This window comes from Siphonobacter sp. SORGH_AS_0500 (assembly GCF_031453245.1).
Taxonomy (GTDB): Bacteria; Bacteroidota; Bacteroidia; order Cytophagales; family Spirosomataceae; genus Siphonobacter.
The window spans coordinates 4,495,519-4,509,663 of the sequence record NZ_JAVIYT010000001.1; the positions used below are offsets into that span (position 1 = coordinate 4,495,519).

At 46.8% G+C, this 14,145-nt stretch carries 10 protein-coding genes; 6 read left to right on the forward strand and 4 right to left on the reverse strand.

What is annotated here, in order from left to right; genetic code table 11:
- Positions 1–65: 65 nt before the first annotated feature.
- The 3 genes from QE357_RS18955 to QE357_RS18965 all read left to right on the forward strand — a co-directional run bounded on the left by QE357_RS18955 (position 66) and on the right by QE357_RS18965 (position 5,058).
- The gene (locus QE357_RS18955) at positions 66–2,066 is read left to right on the forward strand and encodes an OmpA family protein (RefSeq protein ID WP_309710729.1); all 2,001 of its coding nucleotides are present in this window, start codon (positions 66–68) and stop codon (positions 2,064–2,066) included.
- A gap of 119 nt (positions 2,067–2,185) precedes the next feature.
- Positions 2,186–4,192, forward strand: coding sequence for a helix-hairpin-helix domain-containing protein (locus QE357_RS18960; protein WP_309710732.1), 2,007 nt, complete (start codon positions 2,186–2,188; stop codon positions 4,190–4,192).
- 74 nt (positions 4,193–4,266) lie between these two features.
- Positions 4,267–5,058 carry a PhzF family phenazine biosynthesis protein gene (locus QE357_RS18965; protein ID WP_309710734.1) on the forward strand — a complete coding sequence of 264 codons (792 nt, stop codon included), beginning with the start codon at positions 4,267–4,269 and terminating at the stop codon, positions 5,056–5,058.
- A gap of 42 nt (positions 5,059–5,100) precedes the next feature.
- On the opposite strand, the gene QE357_RS18970 is transcribed toward QE357_RS18965, so the two are convergent.
- Together QE357_RS18970 and murB are read right to left on the reverse strand one after the other, a co-directional pair.
- Positions 5,101–5,253, reverse strand: a complete 153-nt coding sequence (locus QE357_RS18970) for a hypothetical protein (RefSeq protein WP_309710738.1) — start codon at positions 5,251–5,253, stop codon at positions 5,101–5,103.
- Between the two features lie 149 nt (positions 5,254–5,402).
- Entirely contained in the window at positions 5,403–6,419 is a 1,017-nt protein-coding gene (gene murB, locus QE357_RS18975; protein ID WP_309710742.1) for a UDP-N-acetylmuramate dehydrogenase, read from the reverse strand.
- Between the two features lie 149 nt (positions 6,420–6,568).
- Between murB and QE357_RS18980 the strand changes: the two genes are divergently transcribed.
- The 3 genes from QE357_RS18980 (at position 6,569) to QE357_RS18990 (ending at position 9,118) form a co-directional block, all read left to right on the forward strand.
- Entirely contained in the window at positions 6,569–7,153 is a 585-nt protein-coding gene (locus QE357_RS18980; protein WP_309710744.1) for an SPOR domain-containing protein, read from the forward strand.
- A 134-nt stretch (positions 7,154–7,287) separates the two neighbouring features.
- Positions 7,288–8,403 carry a GDP-mannose 4,6-dehydratase gene (gmd, locus tag QE357_RS18985; protein WP_309710746.1) on the forward strand — a complete coding sequence of 372 codons (1,116 nt, stop codon included), beginning with the start codon at positions 7,288–7,290 and terminating at the stop codon, positions 8,401–8,403.
- Positions 8,404–8,524: 121 nt separating this feature from the next.
- A complete protein-coding gene (locus QE357_RS18990; protein WP_309710749.1) occupies positions 8,525–9,118 on the forward strand; it encodes a thymidine kinase in 594 nt (197 codons plus the stop codon).
- Positions 9,119–9,191: 73 nt separating this feature from the next.
- On the opposite strand, the gene QE357_RS18995 is transcribed toward QE357_RS18990, so the two are convergent.
- Together QE357_RS18995 and QE357_RS19000 are read right to left on the reverse strand one after the other, a co-directional pair.
- Positions 9,192–12,938 (reverse strand): PVC-type heme-binding CxxCH protein, encoded by a 3,747-nt coding sequence (locus QE357_RS18995; protein ID WP_309710752.1) that lies wholly within the window; start codon positions 12,936–12,938, stop codon positions 9,192–9,194.
- A gap of 66 nt (positions 12,939–13,004) precedes the next feature.
- A complete protein-coding gene (locus QE357_RS19000; protein WP_309710756.1) occupies positions 13,005–14,129 on the reverse strand; it encodes a Gfo/Idh/MocA family oxidoreductase in 1,125 nt (374 codons plus the stop codon).
- Positions 14,130–14,145: the final 16 nt, after the last annotated feature.

Below are 14,145 nucleotides of genomic sequence, written 5' to 3' on the forward strand. Positions count from 1 at the left end.
TTTCAGCCATAAGTACTGATCGTCGGATTTTACCTAACTTGAACCCGCAAACTACCGCAGCCACTATGAAGTTGATTACTACTTCCCGTATTTTTCTACTCCTGTTAAGCGTCTGTCTGGCCGCTTGTAATTCGGCGATGCAGGCTTTTAAAAAGGGCGAAAGTCACTACGAAAACGGTGAATATGAATTAGCCATCAAGCAATTTCAAAAAGCGATTCCTCAGGATGCCGCTAAAGCGAATCTATACATTGCCGAAAGTTACCGCCGTTCCAATCGCATTGCTCAATCGGCTGATTATTATCAGAAGGCTCTGGAAGCGGGCAGTAAAGAACCAACATTACGTTTATACTATGGCTATGCCCTGAAAGCTCAGGGAAATTACAATGGAGCCGCCGATCAATTACGGGGATTTACCAAGCAAAAGGGTAATAACCGCAACCTGCTTTCGCTGGCTCGCCGGGAGCTGGATAACTTAACCCTGCTTGATTCCATCAGTCAGAAAGTAAGTCCTTTCAAGATTACTAACGTTTCGAACCTAAACTCGGCTTCTTCAGAATTTGCTCCGGTATTGGTACAAAACGAGCTGGTATTCACTGCCTCCCGAAAAGACCGTATCTATAAAGCCAACGGTCAACCCATGCTGGGTCTTTACAAGGCTAAGTTAACCTCTCCTACCGAAGTGAGTACGCCAGAACTATTCAGTCAGAGCATTTTTGGCGAGAACATGAACGAAGGCACTCCCGTGTTTTCAGCCGATGGCAAAATGATGGTATTTGCCCGGGGCAATACGGGCCGTAGCAAAGGCGAGGGGAACACATCTGCCGACGTGGATCTTTACATCAGTCGTAATGCGGGTACGGGCTGGGCTGAACCCGAGCGGCTGGCCTTTAGTGATTCGGCTTCCTGGGATGGCTCGCCTGCGTTTTCAGCCGATGGAAAAACGCTTTACTTTAGCTCCAATCGGGCTGGTGGTTCGGGCGGACTGGATTTATGGCGAGTGAACATTGATAAATCGGGCCGTTTTGGTCGTCCGGCTAACATGGGACGTGAGCTCAACACCCCCGGTAATGAGATTTTCCCCTACGTTTCGCCCGATGCCAAATTATATTTTGCCTCTGATGGGCACCCCGGTTTTGGCGGACTTGATTTATTTGAAGCCACCCGTAACGAAGGGGTGATTCAGGTGCAGAACCTGGGACAGCCTTTTAACTCCAAAGCCGATGACTTTGGTCTGGTTTGGGCCGACTCCACCCGGGGTTACTTTGCTTCGAACCGTGACGGTGGTAAGGGCGACGATGATATTTATTACTTCGAGTCCAGTAATGAGCCCGTTCAGATTGCTCAGCAACCGCCTTTAACACCCAAAAACCCGGATAATAAACCGGGTAAATCCGTTCGTTACTTTATTGCCGGAACCATTATTGATGCCAAAACCCAGCAACCGCTGGACGGAGCGAAAGTAATAGTAGTTGATGAAAATGAAACAACTATTGGTGAAGCGGTAACCAACACCGATGGTAAATTCGGCGTTTATCCCATCCGCATTGGTCGAGATTATAACATCGTAGTTGAACGCTCAGAATACATCAAAAAGCAGGAGTTATTCGAAACGGAAGGGAAAGCCATTCCTACGGATCGACTTACGAAGGCCATTACCGACACCACACTGTATGCAACGGTAGATATGCTCAAAAAAGAAGTGGGAACGGAACTTTCCAAAGCCTTTAAAATTGAAACGATCTATTACGATTTCGATAAATTTAACATCCGGGCCGATGCTTCGATTGAGCTGGATAAAGTGGTTCGGATTTTGCAGGATAACCCTGATATTAAACTGGAGCTAGGTTCGCACACGGATGCTCAGGGTTCAAACGCTTACAATGAACGCTTGTCTCAGCAACGGGCCGAATCAGCCGTTAACTACATTATTTCAAAAGGTATTTCTCCTGATCGTATTACGGCTAAAGGCTACGGAGAACGTCAGTTAGTAATCCCTAATGCGAAAAACGACGAAGAACATCAGCTAAACCGTCGTACCGAATTCAAAATTATCAGCCTGGATTAAACCTGGCTCAGGTAATCAAATGCCGACGGATCTCGTCGGCATTTTTTGTTTCCATTCAATAACTATTTATCAATTTTTTAAGTTAAATAACTCAAATTGGTTGATTATTTTTTCGACCCATGAAATGGCTATTTGTTTTTCTGTTATTACCCTGCATTAGCCGGGCCCAGGAGCCTGTTCGGCCAGAGGTAGATCCTGGCATCCTCTTACAACAACTATTACCGAATCAATCCGAAAATGTATCCGAAGAGGTGCTGGATAATCTCTATCAGCTTTATCAACAGCCGCTCAATCTGAATGAAGTCACGCTCGAAGAACTCACGGGATTATATATTCTCTCCGAACATCAGCTTACCCACTTCTTTCAGTACCGTCAACAGGCCGGGCCGTTTGTGTCACTTTACGAACTTCAGTCCATTCCTGATTTTGATTTAGTTACCATCCAACGCCTACTCCCTTTTGTTTACGTCGATGTTCAACGGCTTTCTGGTAACCCTAATCATACGTTAATCCTGCGGTATGATCGTTCCCTCGAACTTCGCAAAGGCTTTACCTCCGATGCCAAGGGTAACCCCCGATACCTCGGAAGCTCTTACCAGCTATTCATGCGGTACAAAGGGTACGCTGCCCGAAATTTTAGCCTTGGCGTTACCACCAAGCAGGACGCCGGAGAACCCTTTCGTTGGAACCCGGCAACACGGAGTTACGGAACGGATTATCTTTCTTTTCAGGCCCATCTACAAAACCGGGGCCGACTCAAGAGTCTCTCTGTGGGTGATTACCAGTTACAAGTCGGTCAGGGGTTAGTGTTGGCGGGAGGGTTTTATCTGGGTAAAGGCTCAGAAGCTGTGCTTACCGTTCGTCGTAGCCAACTGGGCATTCGGCCCTATACTTCTTCAACGGAATACGGTTTTTTTCGCGGGCTGGCGGCAACGGTTCAGCTAAGTGCCCGGCTGGAGTTCACAGGTTTTTATTCCCGAATTCGCCGGGATGCGAACTTGGTTGACGAATACACCGTCAGCAGTTTACAAACGTCGGGATTGCACCGGACAGCCGCAGAAATCAGTGACAAGGCCAGTCTGCAAACGCAGGATTATGGCGGTCATCTTCGCTGGCAAAACAGCCGGGTGAGTTTGGGGTTCACATATCTCCAAACGAATTATGACAAAACCCTGCAAAAAGCGAATCGAGCCTATAACCAATCCGAGTTTTCGGGAAAAACGAATACGCTTCTTTCACTGAATTATAGTTACCTCTGGCGAAATTTAAACGGTTTCGGAGAAATAGCCCGCTCAGCTTCCGGCGGAATTGGACTGGTAAGCGGTGTGTTGACCAGCCTCAGTAAACGCTGGGACGCCAGCCTGATTTTTCGGCACTATGATCGAAATTTTCACACGTTTTACGGTAATTCCTTCAGTGAAAATTCACGCCCTATCAACGAAACGGGTCTATACGCAGGACTGAAATACACGCCAAATAAACGCTGGCAGGTGGGTGGTTACCTGGACTACTTCCGCTTTCCTTCCCTAAAATATTTGGTTGATCAACCTTCGCAGGGATATGGGTACCTGCTTCGTGGCACGTATCGTCCCAGTAAAACCAGAGCCTGGACGCTACAGGCTTTTTTTGAGCGTAAAGAAAAGAATATTCCCTCGCGACTTTCTAAAACCTCTTTTGTTACCCCTACTGAAAGAAGCGGGGTCTGGGCTGGCTACAGCCGGGATGTTACGGCCCGTTGGTCGCTTCATAGTCGAATCTATTATGCCCGATTCAGTTACCGAGACTATGCTCCTTCGCACGGTTTCGCGTTGATTCAGGATGCTCGCCTGAAGATGAAAAAGGTAACCCTCACAGGCCGTTTGGCCTATTTCCACACCAACGATTACGACAGCCGTATCTACGTCTACGAAGACGATGTACTGGCGGCGTTTTCCATTCCTGCCTACGCCGACGTAGGGATTCGTACGTATGCTTTGTTTCGGTATTCGTTTTCCAAACACCTCGATGCCTGGTGCCGGATTTCCCGAACGCAGTTATTCAATCAGCCCACGGTAGGTTCAGGCTTAGACGAGATCCCGCATCCGCACCGTACGGATGTGAAAGTTCAATTGCGTTACCAATGGTAATTTTATGTAAAAGCATTTTATAAACTCGTCAGGAAAGCTCAAATTAGTGGTTTACCACCTTATTAATCGAAGCCATGACTCTTCCCATTTATCAGGTAGATGCCTTTACCGCTCAACTTTTCAAAGGCAACCCCGCCGCTGTCGTTCCGCTGGAAAGCTGGCTGAGTAAAGAAGAAATGTTACACATCGCCGCTGAAAATAATCTGGCCGAAACGGCCTTTTTCGTAAAGTCTGGCGTGGATTATGAATTAAAGTGGTTTACGCCACTGGTAGAGATTGATCTTTGCGGACACGCCACAGTCGCTACGGCAAAAGTCCTTTACGATCATCTGGGATACAGCGAAAGCGAGATCCGCTTTCAGACGAATTCGGGTTTATTGACCGTTCGTAAAGACGGGAAAAAATACACACTCAACTTCCCCGCTAACGTCCCTTACGCCGAATCGACGCCAGAAGGATTACTGGAATACTTGGGAGTTGGGAAAGCCCTAGAGGTACTAAAAGGCCGCACGAATGATTACCTGGTAGTACTGGAAAGCGAAGCCGAAGTAGCTGCGTTAACACCCGATTTTAGAGCTCTGAAATCAGTGAATGCCCGTGGCATCATTGTAACCGCCAAAGGCGATGAAGCTGATTTCGTTAGCCGATTTTTTGGTCCTGCCGTTGGCGTAGATGAAGATCCCGTAACGGGTTCGGCACATACGGTATTAGTGCCTTACTGGGCTGAAAAACTCGGCAAATCCGAACTATTCGCCCGGCAAATTTCCAAGCGGGGTGGTGAGTTATGGGTGAAACTCCTAGGCAATCGAGTGGAGATGTCAGGCGAAGCCGTGATGTATTTAAAAGGAGAGATTTTCTTACCTTAATACGAACCAACCCCATGCCTTAAAACCACCGGAAGTTACTGCTCAGGTGGTTTTAATGACGTATATTAATAACAAGACAATGGTCAGGAAAAGCAAGGCCGTTAACAGTTGATTCAGTAAAGAGGAATAGTAATACTCGCCCTGATCAAGCTGTTTTACGAGTAAAATTCCAATTAAGGGAAAGTAGCTTGTCATCCAGAGCCAAGCAAAGGAACTTGTTGGTTATGCGAACGGACTTAGTTTCGGGAAGCCACCGCAGTTACTCGGCTAGAACCAAGCGACTGCGGTAGCCAAATACCATAAATTGCTAGTGCTTTCCTCAAAGAACTATTATCAATCAGAAGCTAAATGAAATTCACCTCAGCCGAGAGCTGAATGCCATATTTTTCCAGCACCGAAGCCTGTACTTTTTCGGATAAAGCTTTGATTTCAGGACCCGTTCCCTGACCGTAATTGACTAGTACCAGAGCCTGTTTGGCGTGTACCCCCACAGAGCCTTCCCGATACCCTTTCCAGCCCGCCTGTTCAATGAGCCAGCCCGCCGGCACCTTGATTTGTCCGGGCGTAGTTAGATAACCGGGTATATTGGGGAAACGGCTTTTGAGGGCTTCGTACTGCCCCGCAGGAATTTCCGGGTTCTTAAAGAAACTCCCCGCATTACCCAACTCCGCCGGATCAGGCAGTTTCGAGCGACGGATTTCAATCACTGCTTCGCTAATGGCCTTGCTACTTAGTTCGGTAACACCCCTGGCCTCTAGCGTTTTCTGAATATCTCCGTAACTAATCTGATAATGTGGTGTTTTTGAAAGCTTGAAGGTAACCGCAACGATAACAAACTGATTTTTGAGTTCATGCTTAAAGACGCTTTCCCGATATCCGAACTGACATTCCTGGTGACTAAAAATGCGAAGCTCACCGGTTTGACGGTCAATGGCTTCCAGCGAATGAAACACATCCTTGATTTCGACGCCATACGCTCCAATGTTTTGCATGGGCGAAGCCCCTACCGAACCGGGAATGAGAGATAGATTTTCCAGTCCTGACAGGCCTTTTTCCAGACTTTCCAGAACTAACTCGTGCCAAACCACTCCGGCTCCGGCTCTTACATACGTGTACAGTTCGTCTTCCGCCGAAACGCTGATACCAGTAATAGCCATGCGAATGACTAATCCGTCAAAATCTTTCGTTAATAACACGTTACTTCCACCACCCAGAATCAGTTTTTCGGTAGCAGCGAAAGCGGGTTCTGCCAATACTTGTCGTAAGCTTTCCAATGAATCGACTTCCACGAAGTAACGGGCCGTAGCTTCAATTCCAAACGTGGTATAAGGCTTTAGAGAGATATATTCCTGAATATGCATAAGCTGATTATTAACTAAAGAGAAAGCAAACTTTGGTAAAGATGACGCACAAATGCGTTTGAATTCTGGGATTTTACCTGAAAATTTGTAGCCCTGTTCAAAAATGCGATGTATTTTTTCTTCCAATCATCGCGAATCCATGATTGCGTATGAAATCAAGCGTAAAGTACCTGTGTTTTTTGTTAGTGATTATTCTGTCAGGCTGTGCTTCTAAAGTATTGCCCAGCAGCTCTTCCAAGGCCTACACTCTGGATTTGAATACGTATCGCCCCACTTATAACCTGAGCGATGTCAAGGAAATAGAAAAAACGGCAGCTCAGGAAAAAAATACGCCTGTTACGCCAGCGATTCCAGTCAGTACGCAGCCCCTGAATATTAATAAAAAGCTTGATACGATCCTCGATACGATGGCTCAGCGGAATAAAGCAGCCAAGTACATCGCAGGTTACCGAATTCAACTCTACACCGGAACCAAACGCAACGAGCTCGAAGCAGCCAAACTCTTTATCTATCAGCGATTCGCTGATCTCAATACGTATATTGCCTACAATCATCCAACGTATCGCCTCCGCGTGGGTGATTTTGCTACCCGACTGGATGTAGAACGCTACTTCAATAAAATCAAGGATGATTACCCAACTGCTACCATTATTACAGATCGGGTAACACTTCGGGATGCTTTAAAAATCATGGACAATCGGGCAGCGGATAAAGACGAGCTGTATGAGCCTTAATCCTTTCTTATCATTGATCATTTTGGTTTCATATTGTGGTATCTTTGTAATGATTATTAGCAAAAGGCAACTTTCTATTCCCCCTAAAGGTATAGAAAGAGTGGCCAGGCCAATCATTATTCTTATACAACCACATGAAAAAAGCCCTTATCACCGGCATTACCGGTCAGGATGGTGCCTATCTGGCAGAATTATTACTGGAAAAAGGATACGAAGTTCACGGCGTGAAAAGACGCAGCTCGCTGATTAATACTGAACGTATCGACCACCTGTATCAGGACCCGCATGAGCAGGATGTTCGCTTTCACTTGCATTACGGTGATTTAACGGATTCTACTAACGTCATTCGCCTGATTCAGGAAGTTCAACCCGACGAAATTTACAACCTGGGAGCTCAGTCTCACGTTCGGGTGAGTTTTGATGAACCTGAGTATACCGCACAAGTAGACGGTTTAGGTACCCTTCGCATTCTGGAAGCCGTACGCTTGTTAGGATTGACGAAAAAAACCAAGATTTATCAAGCTTCTACTTCAGAGTTATACGGCTTGGTTCAGGCCGTTCCCCAATCGGAAACGACGCCTTTTTACCCTCGCTCTCCTTACGCCGTGGCTAAGTTATATGGGTACTGGATTACGGTTAACTACCGTGAAGCTTACGATATGTTTGCCGTTAACGGTATTCTCTTTAATCACGAATCTCCCCTTCGCGGAGAAACCTTCGTAACTCGTAAAATTACCCGTGGCGTCTCGCGTATTGCCTTAGGTCTGCTCGATAAAATTCACATGGGTAATCTGGATTCCCTGCGGGATTGGGGTCATGCCAAGGACTATGTAGAGGCCATGTGGTTAATCCTTCAGCAGGATAAAGCCGAAGATTTTGTTATTGCTACGGGCGTAACTACTAAAGTGCGTGACTTTATTCGCATGTCCTTCAATGAGGTAGGCATTGAGCTGGAATTCAAAGGTGAAGGCGTGGATGAAAAAGGATATGTGAAGGCTTGTCACAATGCAGAGTATCAATTAGAAATTGGCAAAGAAGTGGTTGCCATTGATCCCCGTTATTTCCGTCCGACGGAAGTAGATTTACTGCACGGCGATCCTACTAAGGCAAAAACCGTTCTGGGCTGGGAGCCTAAGTACGACTTACCCGCTCTGGTAAACGATATGATGACTTCAGATTTAGCTCTCTTTAAAAAGGATCTTCACCTCAACCAGGGTGGTTTCCGGACACTTAATTATTTCGAGTCGTAAAAATTGGTACGAAAATCCGTACTCTTTTTTTCAAAGCAGCGATGATCCCATCGCTGCTTTGTTATTTTGTAGGGTAATTGAGAAGAACGCTAAGGGTGATCCGAGGCAGAATCTAAGGCTTATGTTTATTGAACGTACGAGTGGTCTGCGGGCAGGTGATGAGAAACACGCGGGCTGGATGGAAGTGGTCTGCGGCTCTATGTTTTCAGGGAAAACGGAAGAACTTATCCGCCGAATCAACCGGGCTCTGATTGCCCGGCAAAAAGTGGAAATTTTCAAACCCGCGATTGATACCCGTTATCACATTGAAGACGTAGTTTCTCATAATTCGGCTTCCGTTCGCTCCCGCCCTGTTACCTATGCCCGCGATATTTTAGAGCTAGTGGGTAAGTGCGACATTGTAGCTATCGACGAAGCTCAGTTTTTTGATGCGGAAATTGTTGAAGTGTGCAATGAACTAGCCAACAGAGGCAAGCGGGTTATTATTGCGGGCCTGGATATGGACTCGGACGGTAACCCCTTTGGCCCCATGCCCGCCTTAATGGCCGTAGCAGAATATGTAACCAAAGTGCAGGCCATTTGCGTGGTTTGTGGAGAACTGGCTAATTACTCATTTCGTAAAGTAGCTACTCCAGGACAAGTATTACTCGGAGAAACGGATAGCTACGAAGCCCGATGCCGGAAGCATTTTCTGGAGGGAAAAAAGTTACAGTAGAACTTTACGTTCTTTTACAAGAAAGCCTCGGTAAGCAGAAAACTTACCGAGGCTTTTTGCAAAAGAATTTACCTTATTTGGAAGTATTTGATGCGGACTCTTTCACTACCCGCATAACACCATTCATGATTCGCCAGTGGCCGGGGAAGGTACATACAAATGGATAATCACCAGCTTCTTTGGGAGCGACAAACTTTAGATGGACGTTTTCGTCGGGATTGATGAGCTTAGTCGCAATGATTACCTGCGGAATTTCAGGCACGTAACTCTTATACACGGCATCAGGGCGAGTAATCATGGCATCGGCGGCTTTACCGATGATTTCCAATGATTTAGGTTTACCAATCACGAAGTTATGCTGCATCTGATCGGGGTTATCAATGATGATCTCTACGGGCTGACCAGCTTTCACGCTAAACTCTTTCAAATTGAATTGCAGTTTTTCAGTCACCGTTTTCAACTTGATTACCTGAAGATTCGGATCATCCGATACCTCATCTGATTTTTTCAAACCTGCCGCTTCCGCCCAAAGGATTAAGCTTTTCTTATTATCGGTCGAAAATTCCTTTTCAAGACTGGCCAGTAATTGCTGTGAAGAAGCCTCCGGACTCATTTTTCGCTTGGGATCCCAGCCACGTCTCAGACCTGCTAGTACTGCTCTGGTATCTGCGTCATCAACTTCTTTCAACTCGCTTACCAGAGATAGAATTTCCTCATCTGTCGCCGTGGCCGCATAGGCCCGGCTGGCATTTTCAACCACAAATCCAGTCAGATTACTCAGAGGCTGGTATTTGAGAACATGGCGATAAGCATTGTTATTTTCGTTATTCTCTGGAATTTTATTATCTGGATCCACGGTAACGGCAATGGTGAAATTGCCAGGAACGTCCGAGTTCATGCTCATATTTCCTACCCAGGGGCCGTTATTTACTTCTGAAATCAGGGCTTTTTCGCCAGCGGCAAGACCTTTCACGAACGTATAACTTACCCAGTCCCGGGTCATGTTAGGCCCGGCAACGTTAATTTTCAAGGTAATAGGTGTTCCTTCGGGAATGGCTTTAGAGCCCCGGTTTTCAACTTCTACGGATAATGTCACCCCTTCCCGTATGGTAGGAATGGCCGTCGAAGACTTTACCTGGGTCACCACCAAATCCGCCTTAGGTCCAGTTGATTCCGTCTTTTTAGCTTCGCCGTGGTTCATTCCGTGATGATCATGATTCATCCCAGTTGAAGCATTCGCAGTAGAAGTCGTTGACGACTTACGGGGGGCTTTGGCTAGATACTTTTTCAGTAACTCTGAACCACGGGCATTAAATACGGTGGTAAAGGCGTCCGGCATCCAGCGATCCGAAACAAAATTAGGATTAGACAAAGCCGCTAATACCGCCTTTTCAACAGCCGGGCTGAGCGGAATCTGCGTAAACGCTAATAATGTGTGCAAAGCCACTAGTGGCTCGGAGTCGTTGAGTGAATTAGCAGCCAGTAGGGCTTCGGCTGTTTGAGCAGAAGCTGGTAGTACCTGAACAGCCGTCTTACGAACACTTGCCGCCGGATGTTTCAGGGCAGCCTGTGCTACTTTTAAAGCTTCCGCATTCGATCCATCCAAAACACCCAGTCCATGCAAAGTCCAGAGGGCATGAATCGCTCCGGGGTTTGATCCGATTTCATCCAGCGATGGATTCTGAATTAATCCTAGTAGCTTACTTACGACGTCTTTATTACCCCGTTCAACTAGTAATCGCTGAGCGGTTTGTCGCCAGAACATATTGTTATTACTTAAGGCTGCTACCAGCTCATCAGGCCGATCTTTCGATAAAGCCAGGGGCTGATACGCAGGAGCCTTTTTGTAAGCGACGCGGTAGATTCTTCCGTGTGAGTTATCGCGAAGATCCGTTACGTAGGCATTACCTTCGCCAGTTTCGAAACCTCTGGGCGTTGGATTATGCTGAATAATGAAGCTATACCAGTCTGCAAACCAAACCGCTCCATCGGGACCCACTTCGGAAAAAACGGGCGAAAACCATTCATCTGCTCCAGCTACTAAATTAAAGTCATTAATATCATGGAAGTCAGTACCTTCTTTTTCTAGGGTATTCTGGTGGATGATGTGCCCCGTAGGTTCGTTTACAAAAGCAACGCGATTCCAGTATGATTTTGGAAAGCTGCGGGCCGTATAGAAGTTATGACCCGCCGCAGATGTATATCCGCCAAACACGTCTACCTGACGAATGCGGGTAAGTACTTTCATATCCTTGTGTGTATCCGTGCTACGACCGCCGCGAATGCGAAGTTTATCCCAGCCCAGTATATAGCGGTTAGGAATAGCCATGTACCAGCCGTGATCGTTATTAGCCGTCGATCCAAACAGGTTACCCGTTTCATCAAAAGCCAATCCCCAGGTGTTATTCGACGTATTAGTTAAGAATTCCATTTCGGAACCATCCGGCTTAAATCGGAAAAAGCCCTGACCAAATTGATGCTTCTTGCCACCCACGGTACCGTTAAAGCCCGCATAACCAATGGCACCGTAAATCCAGTTATCAAAGCCGTAGTGCAGGTTACTAGGCCCGGCATGGGTATCCGTCGTACCAAATCCTTTGATCAATACCTTACGAACATCCGCTTTTCCATCACCATCGGTATCTTTCAAAAAGAGCATATCCGGTGCCTGAGACACAATAAATCCGCCATCGTATGCCACTAAACTAGTGGGAATGCTCAGATCTTCAGCAAACTTGGTAAACTTGTCGGCCTTGCCATCTTTGTCGGTATCTTCCAGCATAAGGATGTAGTCCCGACCGCCGGTTTCCTTACGTTCGTTGGGATAATCCAGCGTTACGATCACAAACATGCGGCCTTTTTCATCCCAGCTCAGAGCAATGGGGTGCTGCACGTTGGGTTCGTGGGCGAATAATCCCAGCGTAAAATCAGGATTAACCTGTAAAAATTTCATCGACTCTTCCGGCGAAAGCGGATCAGGCTTCAACTGAGGCCCCGGACGTCCTTCGTAATTAGGCAACTTGGCTTCCTTATACACCAGCGTGGGAACATTGAGTTTTTTAAGCTCCTCAACGACTTTATCTCCCACAGCCCATTTGATTCCCTTTTCCATTAAGGTATGAAAATCGGGCTGTTTCCAGGTAATTTCATCATGACCATAAGCAGTATAGAATACACGGCCTTTACCGAAATTCCGCACCCACGTATAAGGTTCGGTTTTCTGTCCGGGCTTGTCTTGGGCCTGTTTTTCATTGATCAACCGCTCGGTTAAGACCACATTGTCAGCCGCCAGTTTTTTATGCAAGTAGGTTTCATCAACCGTCTTGAACTTTTTGGCACCAAAAATGGCCGGATGATCGGGCTTCGTCCATACGGGTTGAATGGTGTCCCAGCCATGTTTCCAGAACTGTCCACCCACCATTTCATTGACGAAAACATTCGAATTGCGAAAACACCAGGAAGCACAATGCACGGCGATGAGTCCCTTGCCATTCTTAACAAAGTCAATCATGGCTTTTTCGGGGGCAGCCGGAATGCTGTCCCAGTTGGCAAATACCAGTAACCCATCGTACTTGCTTAAGTTCTCTGGATTAAGGTCTTCCAGTTTATCGGTATAGCTCAGGTTAATTCCCTTATCTCCCAACCCAGCCATTAACAACGGAGCCATCTGAATCGGGCGGTGATGTCCCTTATCGCCCAGGAAAAGAATTTCGATGCGTCGGCCTTTGGATTCAACTTTCTTGGTCTGGGGTTGCCGCGTACAGTAGGTAAGCGTCAACAGACTCAAAGCGACTAGTCCGGCCAGAATTTTTTTCATCATTTAAGTGGATTTAGCATGCTCAGGCTTAACTGGTAGCCGCAGAGTACGGCTACCAGCATTAAATCGTTATGCATTCTCAAAATCGGGTAAGTACATCAACTTCCCGCCCTGTAGAGCTGATTCATGGGCCAAAATGCCTACACTCGTCCATTCGGCTGACTGTACAGCATTTGGGAAAGGCTCGCGATTTTCCACGAGTGCCGAAAGAAATTCATGCACTAAATGCGGGTGTGATCCTCCGTGACCGCTGCCTTGTGTAAAGCTCAGGTGCGTGTTATCAGCTACGTCGTAAACGCCTTGGGTGGTGAACGCCTGAATTTCTTCGGGTAAGTAATGAGCAAAATCGGGAACAGTAACCCGCTCAGGAATTTCGTGTTCTTCTTTTTTAGCGGTATGGATGACGGCCTCTTCGCCCTCAATCAACGGCCACTCAAAAGATTTTTTCGAACCGTATACTTCAAAACTTTCCCGGTACTGACGGGCAGTATCAAAGAGTGAACGGTAGACATAAGCAGCTAAATCGCTGTCTTTGAATTTAATGTGTGCTGATTCAATGGCAAAAGGCGAATTGTGAATTTTCGCCAGATCTTCGCTGATCGTACCCGAACCAAAGCAGGAAACGTACTCAGGACTAGACTTCAGTAAACCAGCCACCGGACCTACGCAGTGGGTTGCATAATGCATGGGGGGAAGTCCAGGCCAATAGTCTGGCCAGCCTTCCATGTCCTGCTGATGGCTAGCTTTTAAAAACTGTACTTTACCCAGTTCACCTTTTTCGTATAAGTCCTTGACAAAGAGGAATTCGCGGCTATAGACCACTGTTTCCATCATCATGTACTTCTTGCCCGTTTCTTTCGAAACCCTTACGATTTCCAGGCAATCTTCTACACTCGTAGCCATCGGAACCGTACAGGCTACGTGCTTGCCCGCCCGAAGAGCTTTCAGGCTCTGCTCGGCATGATTGGGAATGGGTGAATTGATGTGAACGGCATCTACCTTAGGATCTTTGAGTAACTCGTCAAAATCCGTGTAACGAACCTCGATTCCGAAGGCATCTCCCACGGCGTTGAGTTTCTCAGGTGTACGCTGGCAAATGGCGTACATGTTAGCTAAAGGGTGACGCTGATAAATGGGAATGAATTCGGCTCCGAATCCCAGGCCAACAATGGCAATATTGAGGGGTGAAGACATGTAATTAGAGGTTAAG

What these genes read in the sequence shown, in the direction of transcription:
- QE357_RS18955 (WP_309710729.1), top strand. Translation starts at nt 66, where the DNA reads ATGAAGTTGATTACTACTTCCCGTATTTTTCTACTCCTGTTAAGCGTC.
- QE357_RS18960 (WP_309710732.1), top strand. Translation starts at nt 2,186, where the DNA reads ATGAAATGGCTATTTGTTTTTCTGTTATTACCCTGCATTAGCCGGGCC.
- QE357_RS18965 (WP_309710734.1), top strand. Translation starts at nt 4,267, where the DNA reads ATGACTCTTCCCATTTATCAGGTAGATGCCTTTACCGCTCAACTTTTC.
- QE357_RS18970 (WP_309710738.1), bottom strand. Translation starts at nt 5,253, where the DNA reads ATGACAAGCTACTTTCCCTTAATTGGAATTTTACTCGTAAAACAGCTT.
- murB (WP_309710742.1), bottom strand. Translation starts at nt 6,419, where the DNA reads ATGCATATTCAGGAATATATCTCTCTAAAGCCTTATACCACGTTTGGA.
- QE357_RS18980 (WP_309710744.1), top strand. Translation starts at nt 6,569, where the DNA reads ATGAAATCAAGCGTAAAGTACCTGTGTTTTTTGTTAGTGATTATTCTG.
- gmd (WP_309710746.1), top strand. Translation starts at nt 7,288, where the DNA reads ATGAAAAAAGCCCTTATCACCGGCATTACCGGTCAGGATGGTGCCTAT.
- QE357_RS18990 (WP_309710749.1), top strand. Translation starts at nt 8,525, where the DNA reads ATGTTTATTGAACGTACGAGTGGTCTGCGGGCAGGTGATGAGAAACAC.
- QE357_RS18995 (WP_309710752.1), bottom strand. Translation starts at nt 12,938, where the DNA reads ATGATGAAAAAAATTCTGGCCGGACTAGTCGCTTTGAGTCTGTTGACG.
- QE357_RS19000 (WP_309710756.1), bottom strand. Translation starts at nt 14,129, where the DNA reads ATGTCTTCACCCCTCAATATTGCCATTGTTGGCCTGGGATTCGGAGCC.